Annotated in this window: 17 protein-coding genes and 1 tRNA gene; 12 read left to right on the forward strand and 6 right to left on the reverse strand. The window is 72.6% G+C overall.

Going from position 1 to position 19418, the window contains the following annotated elements; all coding sequences use genetic code 11:
* Positions 1 to 43: 43 nt before the first annotated feature.
* Positions 44 to 131, forward strand: a tRNA-Ser gene (locus IH09_RS25065).
* Between the two features lie 217 nt (positions 132 to 348).
* On the opposite strand, the gene IH09_RS25070 is transcribed toward IH09_RS25065, so the two are convergent.
* From IH09_RS25070 to IH09_RS25080, 3 genes are all read right to left on the reverse strand, one after another.
* Positions 349 to 1473 (reverse strand): catalase family protein, encoded by a 1125-nt coding sequence (locus IH09_RS25070; RefSeq protein ID WP_052859739.1) that lies wholly within the window; start codon positions 1471 to 1473, stop codon positions 349 to 351.
* Positions 1474 to 1526: 53 nt separating this feature from the next.
* Positions 1527 to 2879: a Dyp-type peroxidase gene (locus IH09_RS25075; protein ID WP_052859740.1), complete on the reverse strand. Its 1353-nt coding sequence runs from the start codon at positions 2877 to 2879 to the stop codon at positions 1527 to 1529.
* 114 nt (positions 2880 to 2993) lie between these two features.
* Positions 2994 to 3584 carry a hypothetical protein gene (locus tag IH09_RS25080; protein WP_240150395.1) on the reverse strand — a complete coding sequence of 197 codons (591 nt, stop codon included), beginning with the start codon at positions 3582 to 3584 and terminating at the stop codon, positions 2994 to 2996.
* A gap of 541 nt (positions 3585 to 4125) precedes the next feature.
* Between IH09_RS25080 and IH09_RS25085 the strand changes: the two genes are divergently transcribed.
* Together IH09_RS25085 and IH09_RS25090 are read left to right on the forward strand one after the other, a co-directional pair.
* Entirely contained in the window at positions 4126 to 4803 is a 678-nt protein-coding gene (locus IH09_RS25085) for a GAP family protein (RefSeq protein ID WP_052859742.1), read from the forward strand.
* A gap of 135 nt (positions 4804 to 4938) precedes the next feature.
* Positions 4939 to 5625, forward strand: a complete 687-nt coding sequence (locus IH09_RS25090) for a hypothetical protein (RefSeq protein ID WP_052859773.1) — start codon at positions 4939 to 4941, stop codon at positions 5623 to 5625.
* Between the two features lie 61 nt (positions 5626 to 5686).
* On the opposite strand, the gene IH09_RS25095 is transcribed toward IH09_RS25090, so the two are convergent.
* The gene (locus IH09_RS25095; RefSeq protein ID WP_052859774.1) at positions 5687 to 7045 is read right to left on the reverse strand and encodes an MFS transporter; all 1359 of its coding nucleotides are present in this window, start codon (positions 7043 to 7045) and stop codon (positions 5687 to 5689) included.
* 261 nt (positions 7046 to 7306) lie between these two features.
* Between IH09_RS25095 and IH09_RS25100 the strand changes: the two genes are divergently transcribed.
* From IH09_RS25100 to IH09_RS25110, 3 genes are all read left to right on the forward strand, one after another.
* On the forward strand, positions 7307 to 8227 hold the full coding sequence (locus IH09_RS25100) for a LysR family transcriptional regulator (protein ID WP_052859743.1): 921 nt from the start codon (positions 7307 to 7309) through the stop codon (positions 8225 to 8227).
* A 269-nt stretch (positions 8228 to 8496) separates the two neighbouring features.
* The gene (locus IH09_RS25105; protein ID WP_052859744.1) at positions 8497 to 9009 is read left to right on the forward strand and encodes a GNAT family N-acetyltransferase; all 513 of its coding nucleotides are present in this window, start codon (positions 8497 to 8499) and stop codon (positions 9007 to 9009) included.
* A 186-nt stretch (positions 9010 to 9195) separates the two neighbouring features.
* Positions 9196 to 9960 carry a class I SAM-dependent methyltransferase gene (locus tag IH09_RS25110; RefSeq protein ID WP_052859745.1) on the forward strand — a complete coding sequence of 255 codons (765 nt, stop codon included), beginning with the start codon at positions 9196 to 9198 and terminating at the stop codon, positions 9958 to 9960.
* 292 nt (positions 9961 to 10252) lie between these two features.
* On the opposite strand, the gene IH09_RS25115 is transcribed toward IH09_RS25110, so the two are convergent.
* On the reverse strand, positions 10253 to 11854 hold the full coding sequence (locus tag IH09_RS25115; protein ID WP_052859746.1) for an ABC-F family ATP-binding cassette domain-containing protein: 1602 nt from the start codon (positions 11852 to 11854) through the stop codon (positions 10253 to 10255).
* 695 nt (positions 11855 to 12549) lie between these two features.
* Here IH09_RS25115 and IH09_RS25120 point away from each other — a divergent pair.
* The 6 genes from IH09_RS25120 to IH09_RS25145 all read left to right on the forward strand — a co-directional run bounded on the left by IH09_RS25120 (position 12550) and on the right by IH09_RS25145 (position 18119).
* Complete coding sequence (locus IH09_RS25120; protein WP_052859747.1) at positions 12550 to 12855, forward strand: hypothetical protein; 306 nt, start codon at positions 12550 to 12552, stop codon at positions 12853 to 12855.
* A gap of 253 nt (positions 12856 to 13108) precedes the next feature.
* The gene (locus IH09_RS25125; RefSeq protein WP_052859748.1) at positions 13109 to 14266 is read left to right on the forward strand and encodes an acyl-CoA dehydrogenase family protein; all 1158 of its coding nucleotides are present in this window, start codon (positions 13109 to 13111) and stop codon (positions 14264 to 14266) included.
* A gap of 32 nt (positions 14267 to 14298) precedes the next feature.
* Positions 14299 to 15339 (forward strand): bifunctional MaoC family dehydratase N-terminal/OB-fold nucleic acid binding domain-containing protein, encoded by a 1041-nt coding sequence (locus tag IH09_RS25130; protein ID WP_052859749.1) that lies wholly within the window; start codon positions 14299 to 14301, stop codon positions 15337 to 15339.
* Position 15340: 1 nt separating this feature from the next.
* Complete coding sequence (locus tag IH09_RS25135; RefSeq protein ID WP_110952562.1) at positions 15341 to 16477, forward strand: acyl-CoA dehydrogenase family protein; 1137 nt, start codon at positions 15341 to 15343, stop codon at positions 16475 to 16477.
* Positions 16474 to 16956 (forward strand): MaoC family dehydratase, encoded by a 483-nt coding sequence (locus tag IH09_RS25140; RefSeq protein WP_052859750.1) that lies wholly within the window; start codon positions 16474 to 16476, stop codon positions 16954 to 16956. Before IH09_RS25135 ends, IH09_RS25140 begins: the two co-directional genes overlap by 4 nt.
* Positions 16953 to 18119 (forward strand): lipid-transfer protein, encoded by a 1167-nt coding sequence (locus tag IH09_RS25145; protein ID WP_052859751.1) that lies wholly within the window; start codon positions 16953 to 16955, stop codon positions 18117 to 18119. The genes IH09_RS25140 and IH09_RS25145 overlap by 4 nt, the downstream gene beginning before the upstream one ends.
* Here the strand turns inward: IH09_RS25145 and IH09_RS25150 are convergent.
* A complete protein-coding gene (locus IH09_RS25150) occupies positions 18064 to 19341 on the reverse strand; it encodes a hypothetical protein (protein ID WP_190233398.1) in 1278 nt (425 codons plus the stop codon). The two genes, IH09_RS25145 and IH09_RS25150, sit on opposite strands and share 56 nt — an antisense overlap.
* Positions 19342 to 19418: the final 77 nt, after the last annotated feature.

Raw genomic sequence — 19418 nt, forward strand, 5'->3', positions numbered from 1 at the left:
CGCGCTAGTCTGAACCCCGCGACACCGCCGGGCGATGTCGCGGGGAGGCTTGCCCGAGCGGCCTAAGGGAACAGTCTTGAAAACTGTCGTGAGGTAACCCCTCACCGTGGGTTCAAATCCCACAGCCTCCGCACGTGGACGGCCCCCGACCAGGGGAAATCTGGTCGGGGGCCGTTTCCTTTCCCGGTAGCCGTTGATCTGTGGCTGACGCGTGCTTGGCCGTGTTTGGCCGCGCTGTCCGGCACGGGGTCGGCCTCCGCGGCCGCCGCGTGCGCGTCTCATGGCCAGGCTGTGGACGGCAGTGGTCCGTGAGGGCCGGCCGCCTTGGCTGACGCATCGTCGCAGTGGTCAGGCACCGAGTACCTCGTCGGCGCTGCGCGGCTCCGTTCGCGGCTGCTGGTTGAGCTTGTGGCGCGCGATGGAGGATCGCCGGTAGACCTCCTTGCGGGCCCGCATGATGTTGCCCAGGGGCGCGTGCTCGGCGGTGACCCGCCAGGGCGTGAAGGACAGCGCGTCCATCTTCTCCAGGTTTTCCGGGCCGGAGATGTCCTGCCGCGGCAGCCGCAGCTTCGCCACGGTGACGGACGGCGAGAGCTGCTCGGGCCACTCCACGGTGGTGTCCTCCACCGGCATGCGCTCCAGGTCGGTGCAGAGCTGGACCTGGATGTCGAAGGCGTAGGGCCGCTCCTGCAACTCGGCTTGCAGGGCGGGTCGGAAGACCTCCGCTGCCGAGGCCGGGTCGATGGTGTGCCGGACCACCGCGGCGGCGGAAGACGGGTCGGGGGTGATGCGCACCTTCGCGATGTAGTCCCCGTGCCGGACCGCGCCCATCGTCCAGTAGCTCGACAGCAGCAGGTTTTCCGGAGGGGTTTTGGACAGGCGCAGGAAGGCCAGGAACTCGTCCCACGCCCAGTTGTCCTGGTCCAGCGTTCCCTTCCCGGTCACGAACTCGGTGAAGAATCGACGTGCACCGGGTCGGCCCTGCGAGAAGTAGGCCGGCGCGTTCAGGAACAGTTCCTGGATGAACAGGTAGTGCTCGACCGTATTGCAGAAGAAGACCGGTCCGTTGATGTTGGCGTAGTCGAAGGTGCCGGTGTCCGGCTCGTCTTCCAGCAGGGTCGGGCCGGGGATGTCGAACATCTTCAGCGCCAGTCCGGTGGCGGCGCCCAGTCGCGCGTCCGATCCGGCGTGCGGCGAGCCGTTGGAGAAGCGGATGAGCGCGTCGTGGATTCCCGGTGTCGCGTAGATGCCCTGGGCGTACTCGGGGGGCAGCCCGTCCAGGATCTCCACCTGCCCTCGGACCAGCCCGTAGCCCTTGGCGTGGGCGTCGCGGAGGGCGCGTCCGGTGCCACCGGCGCCGACCGACTCGGCGATGTAGCTCTCGGTCTTTTCGATCACCGTCTGCACGTTGCGGTCGAAGTCCGGGTCGTCGTCTTCGACGTCAGGCGTGTAGCGGACGAACTGTGCTGCCATGACTTCGACCTCTCCTCGGAGAGCGTGATCGGACCTCAGGGTGGGAATCGCCTTCAGCCCTCCAGTTCGGTGAGCCATCGCAGGGCGCGCAGGCCCGGGAGGAAGCAGTATTCGCCGCCGCGGGTGACCACGAAGCCGGGCAGGTTCTGCAGGCGGCGTCGGACCGGTTTCTCCGGGATGGTGACGCTGCCGGTTCCGTCGTGATGCCCGGCCACCGGGTCCTTCTCGCCGGGGTAGCCGATGAAGTTGCCGTCGTTGACCCACTCGGCCTTGATGAATTCGAATTGCCGTTGCAGATGGGCTCCGATGAAGACGCCGACGAGGCCCCGATCGGCGCCGTCGTCCTCCAGCACGCCATCCGGCAGAGGTGGGCCGTAGGTGGTGCCGCGGCGGATGAGACGGTGCATCCGTGCGTCGCCGATGATGGTGGCATCGCGGGGGTTGGTGCGCCGGATGTGCGCACCGGCGGGGCACCGGAAGCCGCGATCATCGTTCTCCCGGTACAGGAAGTTGTTGTTGCGGTGGGGATCGGCCGCCAGTTCCGGGTCGTCGTGTTCCGGGGTCAGGGTCAGTGGCGCTCCGCTGGGCCAGCGTCCGACCATCTTCGCCGCCAGGAGCGCCTCCTCCTGGGCGCTGGAGGTGTTCGCGCGCAGGTACCGGCGCCAGGCCGCCACGTTGGTGTGGAGCTTGCGCACGGCCACGTAGGTCCCGTTGCGTCCCAGCACATCGGGGCTGGGCATGGGCGGCAGACTGCCGGTTTCGTCGGGGTAGCCGAGGAGGAACTCACCGGCCTTGATGGGCACTTCCTGCGGGTTGGAACCGGGCAGTCCTACACCCTCGATGTTCGGATGGCTGATGCCGTCGCGGAAGCCGAAGGTGGTGCGCCCGGTGGGGAGCTGGTGGACGTCCTGCTGCCAGATCACCTGGACACCGGGCGTGTCCTCGTAGGCGACGCGGGCCCGCTCCAGTTCCTTGTCCAGCAGCGCCGAGTCGGAGGAGAGAGCGCTCAGCGCGATATGGACATCGCCCGTTCCGAACGGTGTTTCCCAGTGGGCGGGAGCGCTTTGGCCCACGTCGCCGATCAGCTCCGCGCGGGCGGCCATGCCCTCACGGAACGCCCGCGGAAAGCTCTCCAGCGACTCCTGAGGTACTCCCAGGGCCCTCAGCCCCTGGTAGGTGAACGCCACGGCCACCCAGGCGTCCCGGCTCCGGTCCGCACTGGGCAGACCACCTGAGGTCACCGGGAGCAGCCGCCGCAGCAAGGCACGCCCGGCGTGCCGGTCATCGACGCGCAGGAAGATGAACCTTCCCTCGTACGGCACCGGCCGTGGACGCAGTGCCCCGCTCTGGACGTCGTCAATCTCGACGTGCACGCCGACCGTGCTGCTGCTGTCCGTGGTGTCCATGATCCGTTGTGCCTCCGCATCGGTCTCTGCCGGGCAGCCCTGCACCGGCCTGCCTGTGCCCGCCGGCGCGGTCCACCGATGGGGGCGGCTCTGAAAATCGGTTGTGTCCGGGCTCTAGGCAGCGGCCTCCTCCAGCAGCTTCTGGAAGGCGGGCGTGGCCACCAGCTCCGCGTTGGCCGGGTTGTCCAGCGCCGCCCGGAACTCCGGGGTGTCCAGCACCTCCTGGAAGGCGTCGTCCACGCGCTGGTCCTTGTAGATCTGCTGAACGGTCAGATCGGGATAGGCGCTGACGAAGACCCCCGCGGGCGCCTGGTGGGCGACGAACCAGTCCTTCGCCCCTGGATCGCTGACGCCGGGGAACCCTTCGCTGTGCGAGAAGACCTTGTCGAAGCGGGCCCCGACCACCGTCTGGGCGAAGTCGTCGATGTAGGTGTCCCAGGAGCCGTCGAAGACGCTGGCGAACATGAACCGGGTGTCATTGTCGAAGATCACGTGCCGTGCGTCGTGCAGGGTGCCGATCTGGCGCACCGCCGCATGGACGCGTTCGTCGTCCGCCGCGTCGGCGAGCGTGGCGAGATCCTCACGCAGCGCATCGGCCTCGCCCGGCTTGATCTTGGTAAATACGGTGAACTCGCTGCACACCCCGTCCGACCGGCCTGGCCGCTCGGGGTGAGCTGACTGGGCTGCACCTGTCGTCGCAGTCATCGTGAGATTCTCCTGCCACGGATCGGTGCGAGGGTCACCCAGCGCCCGAATACGGGCCGCCATCGCCCCCACCTCTTCATCCTCACCGCCCGTGCGCTGCCTTGCATCTTCGGCCCGGGGGGATGCGGAGCGCAGCCTCGGGCGCCGGCCGGTCAAGGGTCCTCGCGTGCTGCGGAGCTCCCGAGGACAGATGCGCAGAGGCGCGGGAAGATGACAGGGAACGTTCCGGGTGCGACGTCGTCACGCTCCCGGGCAGCCGCTTCCGCCTGGCCGAGAAGCCGGGCGCTCGGCCGGCCGAGTAACAGCCTGCGGCTGCACTCTGGCGCCGTTCCCGCCGCCCCGTGAGCGGAGTGGTGAAGGCGCTCAGCGGTCCGGATGGCTGAGCGCCGGAGAGACCGCCGTTCGGAAGAGCCGGTTCCGGGACGGCGGCGACCGCGCCGGGGCTCTTCGCCAGGCCCGGGGCACGTCCACGACAGGCCGGCGGCTGCCCGCGCCGGCCTTCCTCGACCCGGTCGCCGCCCCGACCCCGCTGGAGGTAGCCATGGGCAAAGTTCTCGGTGACGTGCTGGGTCTTGCGGCCGGTGTGGCGATCAGCCCGCTCCCGATCATCGCCATCATCCTCATCCTCGCCACGCCTCGGGGACGTCTCAACGGACAGCTGTTCGCCGTCGGCTGGATCCTGGGACTTTCGGCGCTGGGCGCGGTGATGCTGGCGATCGCTTCCCCTGCGGGTGCCTCCACCCCTCATCACCCGGCCACCTGGGCGGGAGCTCTCAAGCTCGCTCTGGGTGTGCTCCTGGTCCTCTTCGGTGCCCGGCAGTGGCACCGGCGCCCGGCGGATCCCTCGCAGGCCCAGCTGCCGAAGTGGATGGGCGCGATCGACCGCCTCACGCCGGTCAAGGTCTTCGGACTCGGACTGGCCCTGGCCGCGCTCAACGCCAAGAACGCCCCGCTGACCATCGCCGCGGGCGCCTCGATCGGCTCAGCCGGACTGCCGGTCGGGCAGCAGATCGCATCGCTGGCGATCTTCGTCTTGATCGCCACCCTCGGCCTGCTGGCACCGCTGGGAGTCTTCCTGCTCGGAGGTGAGCGAGCGCAGACCACGCTCGGCGGTTGGAAGGACTGGGCAGCCCAGCACAATGTCGCCGTGATGGCGGTCTTGTTCTTCGTTCTCGGGCTGAAACTGCTCGGAGACGGCATCTCCATCCTCGCCTCCTGACAGTGGCCCACGCGTAGTGGTGTGGTTCGAACGCGGTATTCCTTCTGCGTTCGGGGTGTAAGCGGCGGGCACGGCCGTGCCCGCCGCCTGTACGTCGCAGGTGCGGTCGGCTCCGGGGTGGGGCAGAGGCAGGGTATGAACTCCGTGCGCAGCATCGAGCCGGGGGCGGGCGGCGGGCCCTCGCCGGGGCGGGTCTGGTACATGTCGTACGGGTCGAACATGTACCTGGAGAGGCTTGCCTGCTATCTCGCCGGGGGCCGGCCGCCCGGGGCGGCGCGGGGGTATCCGGGGTGCCGGGATCGTGGCATGCCCGCCGCGTCGGTGCCCGTCGAGGTGTCCGGGGCCGTGTACTTCGCGACCGAGTCGCCGGTGTGGGGAGGGGGCAGGGCCTTCTACGACCCCGGGGCGGCGGGGCGTGTTCTCGCGCGGGCGCATCTGGTGTCGGCGGGGCAGTTCGCCGATATCGCGGCGCAGGAGATGTACCGGGAGCCGGGCGCCGACCTGGACCTGAGCGAGGTGCTGGCGCGGGGGCGGGCGGTGCTGGGGGAGGGGCGCTACGAGACTCTGGTGTGCGCCGGGCAGTTGGACGGCCTGCCCGTGCTCACCTTCACCGCGCCGTGGGGTATCGACGAGGTGGCCTGGGTCCCGCCGTCCGCGGCGTATGTGCGGTTTCTGTGTCTGGGGCTTCTGGAGGCGGGGGCGTGGGACGCCGAGACGGTGGCCGCTTATGTCGCGAGCCGTCCGGGGGCGGCCGGATATTGGACGGCGCGGGCGGTCGGAGAGCTGATCCACGGGTCGGGGCCGGGGGGAACGGTGGTCTGAAGCCGACGCCGGGAGCCCGAGCCGTCGGCGGATCAGAGGGGTTCAGAAGCAGTTCAGAGTTTCAGAGGGAGCTGCGCGTCCCCCGGTAAGTGACCGTCGCGAGCGTGAGTACGGCCAGGGCGGCGGCGCCGATGAGGATCGCGGGCGGGGAGAAGGCATGGGCGAGCAGGGTGATCGCGTACGGGGTGATGAAGCCGAGGTAGCACAGGGCCCAGAAGCGCGCGGTGAGGCGGGCCAGCCGGTGGGCGGGGGCGAGGGCGGCGACCTCGGTCAGGCCGTACGCCACGCACAGGCCGTATCCGGCGCCGAGCAGCGCCGCGGCGGCGAGGGCGACGGCGGGCTGGGTGTGGACGACGGCGAGCGCGGCGACGAGGAGGCCGAGGGCGATGGCGGCCAGTCCGGCGGCGGCCGTGGCGATGCGGTGCCGGGCGGCGAGGCGGCGGGCGAGCGGTGCCACGAGGAGGCCGGCGCCGGGGGTGACGGCGGTGGCGACACCGGCGTAGATGGTCTGCCAGCCGTCCAGATGGGCGTCGACGAGGCCGGGCAGTGTGGCGAAGGCGATGGTCGGGGCGGCGAACACCCAGGGGGCGACGGGCACCACGAGGCGGCGGAAGGCGGTGGCGGAACCACCAGACACGGGAGCAGGAGCGGGTACGGGAGCGGAGGCCGGAGTGGTGGCGATACGGGCCGCGGCCGGCTCCCCGGTGGTGCGTGCGGAAACCGCCGCGCAAGCGGGTGCGGAGGTGGGTTCCGAAGTGGTGGCGGTACGCGCCGCGGCGGAATCCCCGATGAGGTGTGCAGGAGCCGCTTCCGTCGTGGGGTGTACGGGAGCCGCCTCCCCGCCGACGCGTGCGGCAGCCGCAGCCGCAGCGGCGATGCGGACCGGCGACGTTTCCGGCGCGTGGGCGGCGAAGCGGGCGGCCGCCGCGGCGAGGGCGAGGTGGGGCAGGTACGCCGTGATCATGGGGTGTGGGGCCCACTGGGCGATGAGCGCGGCGGCCAGGCCGCCGGAGGCGAAGCCCGCGGAGAGGAAGAGGCCGGCGCGGCGGGCCGCGGCGCCGGGGGTGGCGGCCGTGCCGTACGGCGGGGTGGAGAGTTCCTTGATCCAGACGCTGCCGGCGGTGAGCAGGGCGCCCGCGCCGAGGCCGGTGAGGAAGCGTCCGGGCCAGAGCGCCCAGGTGGCGGCGGGGCCCGCCATCAGGAGGCAGGTCGCGAGGACGGAGACGGCGAGGGCGGTGAAGACGACGGGGCGGCGGCCGCGGCGGTCGGCGAGCGGGCCGCCCAGGAGGAGGCCCGGGATCAGGCCGAGGACGTAGACCGCGAAGAGGGCGGTGGTGGTGGCGGTGGTCAGGCCCAGATCGGTGCGGTAGGCGCCGAGGAGGGCGGAGAACTGGTTGGCGCTCCAGCCGGAGGCGGTCATCAGCCAGCCCGCGCGCAGCCAGTGCCGGTGCGCGGACGGGGCAGGCCCGGCGGATGTGCCGGATATACCGGATGAGCCAGATGTGGCGGACGTGATGAACGTAGCGGACGCGATGGATGCGATGGAGGCGCCCATAGGGCCGTGAAGGGGCGGCGTGCTCATAGGGACGTTTCTACGGCCGGGTGGGCGTGGGCACCGTCCCCGTTCAGGAAATGTGAACGGCCCCGGACCGTTCCCGGGCCGCGGCCTATCGTGGGCCGTATGGATCTGCGACGGCTGTCCTCCTTCCTGGCGGTGGTCGAGGAGGAACACTTCGGGCGGGCCGCCGCGCGGCTCTTCCTGTCACCGGCCGCGGTCACCCAGCACGTTCAGCAGCTGGAGCGCGAGTTCGGGACGCGGCTGCTGGACCGCGGGCACGGCCCGGTGGTGCCCACCGCGGCCGGGCAGCGGCTGGTCTCCCACGCCCGTACCCTGCTGGCCGCCGCGAACGCCGCCGTGGAGGACGTGACCGAGGCCGCCCACACCACGTCGGCGGCGGTCGCCGCGGCGGCGCGCGGGCTGCGGGTCGGGGTGATGGGGCACGGGTCGGCCGAGGTCACCCCGGCGGCCGTCAGCGCCTTCCGCCGCGCCCGGCCCGACGTACCGCTGCGACTGGTGCAGCTGACCTTCACCGAGCACGTCAGCGCGTTGCGCGAGAACCGGGTGGACGTGGCCTTCGTACGGCCGGCGGTGACGGCCGACGGCATCGAGGTGGACGTGCTGACGACCGAGCGGCGGATCGTGGCGGTCTCGGCGGGCTCACCGCTCGCGGACGCGGCGCGGGTGGGGGTGCGGATCGCGGACGTCATCGATCTGCCGTATCTGCGGCTGCCCCGGCACACCCCGCGGCCCTTCACCGACTACCTGTACTTCGACGCCGGGGAGCGGCGCGCGCCCGACTGCGCGCTGACCCCGCACGATGTGCTGACGAGCGTCGCGGCGGGGCGCGGCGCGGGCTCCGGGCTGAAGTCCTTCGCCCGCTACTACCCCTGGCCGGGGACGGTGTACGTACCGGTGCTGGACGCGCCGTGCGCGCACAGCGTGCTGGAGACCCGGGCCGCGGACACCAACCCGGAGGTACGGATCTTCCGCGCGCTGACGGTGGCGCTGGCGCGTGAGCTGGGGCCGCTGGCCTCGCGGTAGCCGGTAGCCGGCCGGTGGCACCCGTCGGCCGTGGCAGCGTGGGAGAGCCCCCGTCGCGGGGCGCGAGGCACCCACCAGCCGCGAGTACGAGCCGACCACCAGCCGCGACTGCGAGCCGACCACCAGCCGCGAGCACGAGACGACCGCCGGCCGCGGGGCGCGAGGCGACCACCGGACCCGGGAACAGGCGCACCGGCCGGATATGGCAGCGTGGGAAGCGGCCGCCGGACGGTGGCCTCATGGAGACGGGCACGGAGACGGGCACAGGCATGAACATCAAGACGGGGGCGGCGCGGACGAGCCGCGATGCGGTGGAGATCCGGCGGGCCGTGGCCGGGGACTCGAAGCGGCTCACGCGGATGGTGCGGACGTCCGGCGCCTACGAGGGGCACTACGCCTCGATGGTGGCCGGGTACCAGGTGGGGCCCGACTACATCGAGGCGCATCCGGTGTTCGTGGCCGTGGCGGGGGACGGCGGGCCGGGCGACGGGGGCCGGGTGCTCGGGTTCTACGGGCTCCTCCTCGACCAGGCCGAGCTGGACCTGATGTTCGTCGCGGACGATGCGCAGGGGTACGGGATCGGCCGCCGCCTGATCACGCACATGCTGGGTGAGGCGCGGCGGGCCGGGCTGACGGACGTACGGGTCGTCTCGCACCCGCCGTCCGAGGGCTTCTACCGGAGCGTGGGCGCGGTGCGCACCGGGACGGTACCGCCGAATCTTCCGGTGGTGCCGTGGGAACGGCCGGAGCTCTCCTTCCCGGTGGGGGACGAGCCGCGGTAGCCGCCCGCAGCGGGGTGCCGCGGCCCCGGCGTCCGGCGAGGCGTTACGGCCCGGCGTCCGGTGGGGCGTCGTAACGGCCCGGCATCCGGTGAGGCGACACGGCCCGGCGTCCAGCGAGGCGATACGCCCCGGCGTCCGGCGGGCCGCGCGTTGGCGCATTCACCCGATTGCCGGGAAAATTCAGGTATGTCCAGAAGTTTTGAGGAACTGGTGGACGAGGCCGGGGCCGTATCGGTCGAGGGCTGGGACTTCTCCTGGCTCGACGGGCGGGCCACCGAAGAGCGGCCTTCGTGGGGGTACCACCGGGCCATGAGCGACCGGCTGGCGCGGGCCTCGGCGGCACTGGACATCGAGACGGGCGGCGGCGAGGTGCTCGCGGCGGCGCCGAAGCTGCCGCGGCTGATGGTCGCCACGGAGTCCTGGCCGCCGAACGTCGCGAAGGCGACCGCGCGGCTGCACCCCCTAGGGGTGGCCGTGGTGGCGAACGCGGACGAGCCGCCGCTGCCGTTCGGGGACGCGGCCTTCGACCTGGTGACCAGCCGCCATCCGGTGACCGTGTGGTGGTCGGAGATCGCCCGGGTACTGCGGCCCGGCGGCACGTACTTCTCCCAACAGGTCGGCCCGGCCAGCGTGTTCGAGCTGGTCGAGTACTTCCTCGGGACGCAGTCGGAGGAGGTCCGGCGCCACCGGCACCCCGATGACGCCCGCCGGGACGCGGAGGCGGTCGGTCTGGCGGTGGTCGATCTGCGCTCGGAGTCGCTGCGGACCGAGTTCTTCGACATCGGCGCCGTCATCTACTTCCTGCGGAAGGTGATCTGGATGGTCCCCGGGTTCACCGTCGGCAAATACCGGGAACGGCTGCGGGAGTTGGACGAACGGATCCGCCGCGAGGGCTCCTTCGTCGCCCATACGACCCGCTTCCTGATCGAGGCCCGCAAACGGGACGCCTGACGGAACGGCTGACGGGGCCCGCAAGCGGGACGCCTGACGGGACGGCTGACCGGTCTGCCAGCGGAACGGCTGACGGGACCGCCAACGAGCCCGCAATCGGAACGGCTAACGGGCCCGCATCCGAACCGCATCCGGACGGCAAGCGGAACCGCCAACGGGACGACAAGCGGCACAAGCGGCACAAGCGGCACAGCAAGCCGCACAACAACAGCGCCGAGCCAACGGCGCGACCGGCACCGAAACACCAGCCGCCCCCCCCACCAGCCGTCCGCCACCCGCCACCCCCACCCCCTCAAGCCAACGCCACCAACTCCAAATGCTCCGGGCTCCAAAGGTCCTCCGTGCCGTCCGGCAGCAGCAGGACGCGGTCCGGGCGGAGGGCCTCGATGGCGCCCGGGTCGTGGGTGACCATCACGATCGCGCCCGGGTAGCTGTCCACCGCCGACAGCACCTCGCCGCGGGAGGCCGGGTCGAGGTTGTTGGTCGGCTCGTCCAGCAGCAGCACGTTCGCCCCGGAGTGGACCAGACCGGCCAGCGCCAGCCGGGTCTTCTCGCCGCCGGAGAGCACCCGGGCGGGTTTGTCGGCGTCATCGCCGGTGAACAGGAACGAGCCCAGCACCTGCCGCACCTCGCCGTCGCTCAGCTGCGGCGCGGCGGCGGTCAGGTTCTGCCGGACGGTGCGGGCGGGGTCGAGGGTGTCGTGCTCCTGGGCGAAGTAGCCGAGCCGCAGCCCGTGCCCGGGGACGACGCGGCCCGTGTCGGGGGTCTCGTGCCCGGCGAGGATTCGCAACAGGGTCGTCTTGCCCGCGCCGTTGAGGCCGAGGACGACCAGCCGGCTGCCCCGGTCGACCGCCAGGTCCACCCCGGTCAGCACCTGGAGGCTGCCGTACGCCTTGGTCAGGCTGACGGCGCCCAGCGGGGTCCGGCCGCAGGGCGCGGGCTCCGGCAGCCGGATCCGGGCGACCTTCTCGCTGCGCCGGGCCGGTTCCAGACCGGCGAGCAGCCGGTCGGCGCGGCGGACCATGTTCTTGGCGGCGACGGCGGTCGCCACATGGGACCGCATCTTGTCCGCCTGGGTGCGCAGCGCCGCCGCCTTGCGTTCGGCGTTGGCGCGTTCGCGGGTGCGGCGCCGCTCGTCGGCCGCGCGCTGGGCGAGGTACGCGTTCCAGGTGGTGTTGTGCACATCGATCGTGGTGCGCTGCGGGTCCAGGTGGAAGACCCGGTTGACGATGCCGGACAGGAGACCGGAGTCGTGGCTGATGATCACCAGGCCGCCCCGGTAGCTCGTCAGGAAGGTGCGCAGCCAGGTGATGGAGTCGAGGTCCAGGTGGTTGGTGGGCTCGTCGAGCAGCAGGGTGTCGTGGTCGGCGACGAGGATGCGGGCCAGTTCGACGCGGCGCCGCTGGCCGCCGGAGAGGGTGCCCACCGGCTGGTCCATGACGCGCGGCGGCAGCCCCACGCCCGCGGCGACCCGGGCCGCCTCGGCCTCGGCCGCGTAACCGCCGCCCGCCTGGAAGGCGGCGTCCGCGCGGGCGTAGGCGGCCATCGCCTTCTCCTGGGCGGCCGGCCGCTCGGCCGCGGCCATCGCGCTCTCGGCGGCCCGGAGCGCCCGCACCGCCCGGTCCAGGCCGCGGGCGGACAGGATGCGGTCGGTGACGGTGACGTCCGGGTCGGCCGTACGGGAGTCCTGTGCCAGATGGCCGAGGGAGCCGGTACGGGTGATGGACCCGTCGGCCGGCGGGAGTTGGCCGGTCAGGGTGTGCATGAGGGTGGTCTTGCCGGCGCCGTTGCGGCCGACGAGACCGATGCGGTCGCCGGGGGCGATGTGGAAGGAGAGGTCGGACAGCAGAAGCCGGGCGCCGACGCGTACGTTGATACCACGCACGGTGATCATGGAAAACACTCCGGAAAAGCTCACGGGCCGCGGCCGGGAACGCGATCGACGAGCCCCGATCACCAGCAGGTGATCTTCAGGGGGCGATCTCCACGACGCACATTCAAGGCCGAGCCCAAGGACACCAGCTCTAGGACAGGAACCCGGGCGGCAGCGCCCGCAGGGGCGGCAGCAGACACACGGGTGGCGTGAAAGCGGGTGTCCTGGCTAGGAAATCCGGGGTGTAGACATAGTTCGAAGGATAGCGGGGGGCGGGCGCGGACCGCATCAGAATTCTTTCCGGCGGCCGCACGGGCGGAGCGGCGAGGCCGGAGCGGGCCGGGGAGACCGGAGTGGGCCGGGGGCGTGCGGCGGTCCGCGGCGGAAATCCGTGGCGCGCCCGGCACCCGGCGAGCGGCGGATCGTCGCAGGTACGAGGCGGTGTGCGCGGGGGCGTCGGGGCGCGGCAGGGGTTTATCCGGGATTTCTCATACTTACGAGGGAACGGGCCCTTCCCGGCGGATTCGCCGGGGATTCGTTGGGCAATTCTGAATCCGCGACGCCGGGAAGGAAGTCGTGGAGGACGGCCAACTTCCCGGCGCGCAACCGGAGTTGATGCGGTCCCCGGTGGTTTCCACCGGGCCTCGGCCGGCTCCGGCAGAGACAGCGTCCGCAGCGTTGTCGCGTTGTTGTTCCGTTCCGCAGGAGGAAGAAACATGGCAAGCATCCGTACCGCCCGCGTCCTGGCCGTCGCCGCCGCACTGCCGCTCGCGGCGGCCCTCTTCAGCGGTGTGGCGGTGGCCGACAACGGCGGCCTTGCGACCGACGGATCGAACGCGGCGGCCACCAGCCAGTCGGGCACGGGCGTCGGCGGCAGCAACCACGGCAACTCGACCTCCACCCAACAGGTGGCCAACGGTCCCGGGGCGTCGAACCAGAACAACACCGCCAGTGTGAACGGCGGCGGTCCCGCCTGTATCGACCAGTCCAACGCCACCGTGTCCTTCAGCAGCCTCTGGTGACGCACCGCGCCGCCCGGGAGGGGCGGCGCCCGGCCGGAGGTGAATGAGGCGGCGCGGGGTGCTGGGCTGCGCTGGCGTTCCCCGCGCCGACCTTGACAGCGAGAGGGTTTCTGACGGACAGTCAGGAATCCTCTCGCTCGTTGTCGTGCCCGCCCGTTCGCACCCTCTCGACCGGCCTGTACGCGAGGCCGGCCGGTGCGTCCGTCGGCCCGGCCGGGTGCCCGCGCCGCCACCAGAAGGGGAGCCCGCCGCCGTGCACCTCGCCCCCACCGCGCGCCAGCAGCAACTGCGCGCCGAACTCCGCGCCTACTTCAAGAAGTTGCTGCCCGACGGACCGGTCGAAGGGGCCGCCGCGCAGCGCGCGGTGCTCCGCCGGATCGGCGCCGACGGGCTGCTGGGCCTGGGCTGGCCGACCGCGTACGGCGGCCAGGGGCGCGGGCCCGACGAGCAGTTCGTCTTCTTCGACGAGGCGTACCGCGCGGGCGCGCCGGTCTCCATGGTCACCCTGAACACCGTCGGCCCGACCTTGATGAAGTACGGCACCCGGCGCCAGAAGGACTACTTCCTGCCGCGCATCCTCAGCGGCGCGGTCGTCTTCGCCATCGGCTACACCGAACCCGATGCCGGTACCGACCTCGCCGCGCTGCGCACCCGCGCGGTCAGGGACGGCGAGGACTGGCTGATCGACGGTGGCAAGAGCTTCACCAGCAACGCCCAGCACGCGGACTGGATCTGGCTCGCCTGCCGCACCGACCCCGGCGCGCCCAAACACCGCGGTATCTCGATCGTCCTGGTACCGACCGACGCGCCCGGGTTCTCCTGGACGCCGATCGAGACGGTCGGCGGGCTGACGACCACCGCGACGTACTACGACGGCGTCCGCGTTCCGGCCGGGAATCTCGTCGGCGAGGAGAACACCGGCTGGGGACTGATCACCCACCAGCTCAACCATGAACGCGTCGCGCTGGCCGCCATCGGGATGCAGGCCGAGGACGCCTTCGAGGCGGCGCTGCGGCACGCCCGTACGCGGGACCCGGTCACCGGCCGACGGCCCGCGGAACGGCCGTGGGTGCGGTCCCGGCTCGCGGAGGCGCACGCCAGGCTGGCCGCCACCCGGCTGCTGAACTGGCGGCTGGTCGGCGATGTCGGCGCGGGCACGCTCGGCCCCGGGGACGCCGCCGGGGTCAAGTTCGCCGGGACCGAGAGCACCGTCGAGGTCTACCGGATGTGCCAGGAGGTGGTGGGCGACGCCGCGTCGATCCGCGCCGGATCGCCGGGCGCCTTCGGGGACGGCGAGCTGGAGCGGATGAACCGCGCGGCGCAGATCAACACCTTCGGGGGCGGCGTGAGCGAGGTCCAGCGGGAGATCGTGGCGACGATGGGGCTGGGGATGCGGAGGGGACGCCGGTGAACAGGGAAGCAGGGGAGCGGGACGGTACGCCGGTGAACAGAGAAGCAGGGGAGCGGGACGGCACGCAGAACGGTCCGCCGGACGGCTCGTCGGGCGACGCGCTGTACGCCGCGCTGAAGCGTTACGAGGGGCGGGCCGCGGCGACCGCCGGGACCGGCAAGGACGCCGTCAACGAGCCGATGATCCGGCACTGGTGCGAGGCGATGGGCGATGCCCACCCCGCCTACCGGGGCCCGGCCGCCGTCGCCCCGCCGACGATGCTCCAGGCGTGGACGATGGGCGGACTGTCCGGCCACACCGACCGCTCGGCGGCGTACGACGAACTGTTCGGGCTGCTGGACGGCGCCGGGTTCCGCTCCGTCGTCGCCACCGACTGCGAGCAGGAGTATCTCCGTCCGCTGCGGCCCGGTGACCGGATCACCTTCGACGCGGTCATCGAATCGGTGTCGGCGCGCAAGACGACGAAGCTGGGCACCGGGTACTTCGTGACGACGCGGATGGACGTACGGGCGGACGGGGAGCCGGCCGGGACGCACCGCTTCCGGATTCTCAAGTACGCACCCGCGGCCAGGACGTCCGGTCCCGGAGTGCCATCCGAGCCCACTCCCACCCCCGACCCCGCCGCCGTCCCCAGACGGCCGCGCCCCGTCATCAACCGGGACAACGCCGGGTTCTGGGCCGGGGTCGCCGAGCACAGGCTGCTGATCCAGCGGTGCGGCGGGTGCGGGCGGCTGCGGTTCCCCTGGCTGCCGGGGTGCCAGGCGTGCGGATCGCCGGAGTGGGACACCGTCGAGGCGGGCGGCGCGGGGTCCGTCTACTCGTACGTGGTGATGCACCACCCGCCGTTCCCCGCCTTCGCCACGCCCGGACCGGTGGAGGACGCCCCGGCCCCGCACCCCGCGAGCCCGTACGCGGTGGCACTGGTCGAGCTGGCGGAAGGGGTGCGGATCCTCGGCAACGTGGTCGGGGTGGCGCACGACGAGGTGCGGATCGGGATGCCCGTGCGGCTGGAATTCCGGCGGGTGGACCCCGAGTTGGAGCTGCCTTTCTTCCGGGCCGGGGGTGCGGGCTGAGATGGACTTCACGGCTACCGAGGAGCAGCGCGCCGCGAGCGGACTGGCGGCGGAGATCTTCGCCGAGCTCTCCACGCCCGAGCGGCTGGCCGCGCTGGGCACGGCCACCGACACCGGGCTGTGGCGGGCGCTCTGCGCGGCCGGGCTGCCGGGCGCGGTCGAGGACATCGGGCTGCTCGGACTCGCCCTGCTGCTGGAGGAGCAGGGCCGGACGACCGCACAGGTACCGTTCGCCGCGACCTGCGTCTACGGCCTGCTCGCGATCGGCGGACACGGCACCGCCGAACAGCGGGACCGGCTGCTGCCGGGGCTGCGGGACGGGTCGGCGGTGGCGACCGGCGCGTTCCCGGGGGACGTGGGAGGCGCCCTGCCGGTGGCGGTACGGGACGCGGCCGGTCCGGGGGCGCGGCTGACCGGCACCGTCCCCCTGGTCCCCTGGCTGGACGCGGCCACCCTGCTCCTGGTCCCGGACGCCGACCGCCGGCTGTGGCTCGTACGGGCCACAGCTCCCGGCGTCGGCATCGAACCGGTGGCGACCACCGCCCCCTGGTCGGCGGGCCGCCTGACGCTGCGCGACGCCCCGGCCGAACCGCTGGGAGAGCCGGGGCAGTCGGGGGCGGCGCCGTACGACGATGTCCTCGCCACCGCCCGTACCGCCTTCGCCGCCCTCCAGGCCGGGGTCTGCGCGGGTGCGCTGGCGCGCGCGGTCAGCCACACCGCCACCCGCGAACAGTTCGGCCGCCCGCTCTCCACCAACCAGGGCGTCCTGCTGCGCGCCGCCGACGCCCACCTGGACACCGAGGCGATCCGGGTGACCGTCTACGAGGCCGCCTGGCGCCGGGACGCGGGCCTGGACGCCGCCCCGCACGCGCTGACCGCCGCCTGGTGGGCGTCCGAGGCGGGCAAGCGGGTGGTACACACCGGTCAGCATCTGCACGGCGGCCTGGGCGCCGATACCGGCCACCCCGTCCACCGCCACTTCCTGTGGGGCCGCCAACTGGATGCGTACCTCGGCTCCGGCGCCCAACTGCTGGAGGAATTGGGGACGTTGCTCACGGAAGGGGAAGGCGAAGGCGTGGACGGCAGAGACGCGGACGCCGGCGGCGGCCCGGCGACCGGCGAAGGGATCCCCGTATGACCGCGACCGGCACGACCGCGCCCGGTGACGAACTCCCCCCGCTCACCGTCCCCATCACCCGCACCCTGATCGTCGCCGGGGCCCTCGCCTCGCGCGACTACCAGGATGTGCACCACGACGCCGAGGCCGCCCGGCAGAAGGGCTCCCCGGACATCTTCATGAACATCCTGACCACCAACGGCCTCGTCGGCCGCTACCTCACCGACCACTTCGGCCCGCACACCGTCCTGCGCAAGCTCGCGATCCGCCTCGGCGCGCCCAACTACCCGGGCGACACCATGGTGTTGCGCGGCACGGTCACCGCCGTCGAGGGCGCCACGGCCCAGGTCCGGATCACCGGTACGAACGGCCTCGGCCACCACGTCACCGGCACCGCGACCCTCACCGTCACCGCTCCGGAGAACGCCGCCACCCCCGAGACCACCCCCGATACGGCCCCCGATACCGCCCCCACCCGCCAGGGAGCAGCGCCCCGATGAGCATCCACCGCGCGGACTCACTCGGCGGCCGGGCCGCCATCGTCGGTATCGGCGCCACCGAGTTCTCCAAGGACTCCGGCCGCAGTGAGCTGAAACTCGCCGTCGAGGCGGTGCGGGCCGCGCTGGACGACGCCGGGCTCACCCCCGCCGACGTGGACGGCCTCGTCACCTTCACCATGGACACCAGCCCGGAGATCACCGTCGCGCAGGCGGCCGGTATCGGCGAGCTGTCGTTCTTCTCCCGCGTCCACTACGGGGGCGGCGCGGCCTGCGCCACCGTCCAGCAGGCGGCGCTGGCGGTCGCGTCCGGTGTCGCCGAGGTGGTCGTCTGCTACCGGGCCTTCAACGAACGCTCCGGCCGCCGCTTCGGTTCCGGCGTCCAGCGGCGCGAGCCCTCCGCCGAGGGCACCGCGCTCGGCTGGAACCTCCCCGCCGGACTGCTCACCCCCGCCTCCTGGGTCGCCATGGCCGCGCAGCGCTACCTCCATACGTACGGGCTGACGCCGGACGCCTTCGGGCATGTCGCCGTCACCGACCGCCGGTACGCCGCCCGCAACCCCGCCGCGTACTTCTACGGCCGGCCGATCACCCTCGCCGAGCACGCCGCCTCCCGCTGGATCGTCGAACCGCTGCGGCTGCTGGACTGCTGCCAGGAGACCGACGGCGGCCAGGCGATCGTCGTCACCTCCACCGAGCGGGCCCGCACGCTGCGCCGTCCGCCCGCGGTGATCACGGCCGCGGCGCAGGGCGCGGGCCGCGCCCAGGAGCAGATGACCAGCTTCTACCGGGACGAGCTGACCGGCCTGCCCGAGATGGGCGTGGTGGCCCGCCAGCTGTGGCGGACCGCCGGATTGGCCCCCGCCGATATCGATGTCGCCATCCTCTACGACCACTTCACGCCGTTCGTCCTGATGCAGCTGGAGGAGTTCGGCTTCTGCGGGCCCGGTGAGGCCGCCGACTTCGTCGCGGCGGACGCGCTGCCGCTGAACACCCACGGCGGCCAGCTCGGCGAGGCGTATCTGCACGGCATGAACGGCATCGCCGAGGCCGTCCGCCAGCTGCGCGGCTCCTCCGTCAACCAGGTCCCGGACGCGGCCCGCGTCCTGGTCACCGCCGGGACCGGCGTCCCCACCTCGGGCCTGATCCTCGGCACGGACGGCTGACGTCCGGCGCCGCCTGCTGAGCGCGTCCCCGGCGGGCGAGGAGGAGCGCCACCAGGGCGAGCGCGGCGACCGAGGCGGCGGAGACGGCCGCGACGAGCGCGATGTCCCCGGCGCCGTCGCCGGACGAGGCGGACTCGGCCGACGGGGAGGGGGCGGCGGAGACGGGCGGTACGGCATGACCCGGCCGGGCCGCCCCGGTGATCTCGACCTTGATCGGCGCGGAGTTGTTGGCGGCGTCGGTGTCGCCGTTGGCGGGTTCGGGTACCGAGAGCCGTCCCTCGGCGCCCTCGACCCGCCGGTCGATCCGCACCCGCAGGGTGCTCCAGTTGACGTCCCCGCAGTAGATGTTCCCGTCCTGGTCGTCGCGTGCGCAGTAGGTCACCTCGGACGGGGTGCCCTCCCGCTCCTCCCGTGAGAGCGGGGCGAGGGTCGTGCCCGGCGGCACCTCCACGCGCACCCGCTGCGGGCCCGGCCCCGGTGTGGCACGGGGCCGCGGTACACCCACCTCCGCGTACTCCCCGATCCGGCCGCGGATCGTGACGCCGGTGACGGACCAGTCCGCCGGGCCCTCGTAGCCGGCCCACCGGAAGCGCAGCTCCCCGCCGTCCCCGTGCGGGCCGAGGACCGTCGGCCGGAGGCGGAGCGCGGGGTCCGTGCCCCGCCGGTAGTGCGCGCGGTAGTCCTCGGTGCGGGCGGGGGCGGCACCCCCCAGCGGCCAGACGGCATAGGCGTACGACCCGGTGAGCTCCTGGTAGCCCGCGAGGACCTTCGGGAGGGGCTCGGCGGTCTCGAACGCGGCGCCGACGGGGACGCGGTCCGGGAACTCGCAGTAGACGGTGCGGTGGTTCTCCGCGTAGTAGCAGTTGCGGTAGCCGCCGGCGGTGTCGAACCGGGCATCGGTGAGCGTGACGCGCAAGACCACCCCACGGTCCGCCGCGCCGCGCCCGGTGTTCTCGAACGCGGGTGTCAGCCGCGGCACGGCCGTGGGGTTCGCCCACTCGATGACGTACGGGTCATGGGAGCGCAGGGTGAACAACGCCTGGTCAGCGGGGCTGTCCCCCGCACCTCCGGCCTCGCCGGGCCCCGTGGCACCAGGGCCGAGCAGGACCGCCCCGGCAGCGGCCACCAGCACCGCCACCACCCACCGCCACCATCTGCTCTCGCGCACCATCACCGTCGCCCGCCCCCTCGTCCCGAGCCGTACCCGAGGGGACACCTTCACACGGCCCACCTCCTAGGGGTAGGAGGAGAGCCGTCCGCCCTAAGGAGGTGGAGAGAGCACCACCTGTACAACTTCAG

The sequence above is a fragment of the Streptomyces celluloflavus genome (assembly GCA_000720995.1).
GTDB lineage: Bacteria > Actinomycetota > Actinomycetes > Streptomycetales > Streptomycetaceae > Streptomyces > Streptomyces celluloflavus.

What these genes read in the sequence shown, in the direction of transcription:
- IH09_RS25070 (WP_052859739.1), bottom strand. Translation starts at nt 1,473, where the DNA reads ATGGCAGCACAGTTCGTCCGCTACACGCCTGACGTCGAAGACGACGAC.
- IH09_RS25075 (WP_052859740.1), bottom strand. Translation starts at nt 2,879, where the DNA reads ATGGACACCACGGACAGCAGCAGCACGGTCGGCGTGCACGTCGAGATT.
- IH09_RS25080 (WP_240150395.1), bottom strand. Translation starts at nt 3,584, where the DNA reads ATGACTGCGACGACAGGTGCAGCCCAGTCAGCTCACCCCGAGCGGCCA.
- IH09_RS25085 (WP_052859742.1), top strand. Translation starts at nt 4,126, where the DNA reads ATGGGCAAAGTTCTCGGTGACGTGCTGGGTCTTGCGGCCGGTGTGGCG.
- IH09_RS25090 (WP_052859773.1), top strand. Translation starts at nt 4,939, where the DNA reads ATGAACTCCGTGCGCAGCATCGAGCCGGGGGCGGGCGGCGGGCCCTCG.
- IH09_RS25095 (WP_052859774.1), bottom strand. Translation starts at nt 7,045, where the DNA reads ATGACCGCCTCCGGCTGGAGCGCCAACCAGTTCTCCGCCCTCCTCGGC.
- IH09_RS25100 (WP_052859743.1), top strand. Translation starts at nt 7,307, where the DNA reads ATGGATCTGCGACGGCTGTCCTCCTTCCTGGCGGTGGTCGAGGAGGAA.
- IH09_RS25105 (WP_052859744.1), top strand. Translation starts at nt 8,497, where the DNA reads ATGAACATCAAGACGGGGGCGGCGCGGACGAGCCGCGATGCGGTGGAG.
- IH09_RS25110 (WP_052859745.1), top strand. Translation starts at nt 9,196, where the DNA reads ATGTCCAGAAGTTTTGAGGAACTGGTGGACGAGGCCGGGGCCGTATCG.
- IH09_RS25115 (WP_052859746.1), bottom strand. Translation starts at nt 11,854, where the DNA reads ATGATCACCGTGCGTGGTATCAACGTACGCGTCGGCGCCCGGCTTCTG.
- IH09_RS25120 (WP_052859747.1), top strand. Translation starts at nt 12,550, where the DNA reads ATGGCAAGCATCCGTACCGCCCGCGTCCTGGCCGTCGCCGCCGCACTG.
- IH09_RS25135 (WP_110952562.1), top strand. Translation starts at nt 15,341, where the DNA reads ATGGACTTCACGGCTACCGAGGAGCAGCGCGCCGCGAGCGGACTGGCG.
- IH09_RS25140 (WP_052859750.1), top strand. Translation starts at nt 16,474, where the DNA reads ATGACCGCGACCGGCACGACCGCGCCCGGTGACGAACTCCCCCCGCTC.
- IH09_RS25145 (WP_052859751.1), top strand. Translation starts at nt 16,953, where the DNA reads ATGAGCATCCACCGCGCGGACTCACTCGGCGGCCGGGCCGCCATCGTC.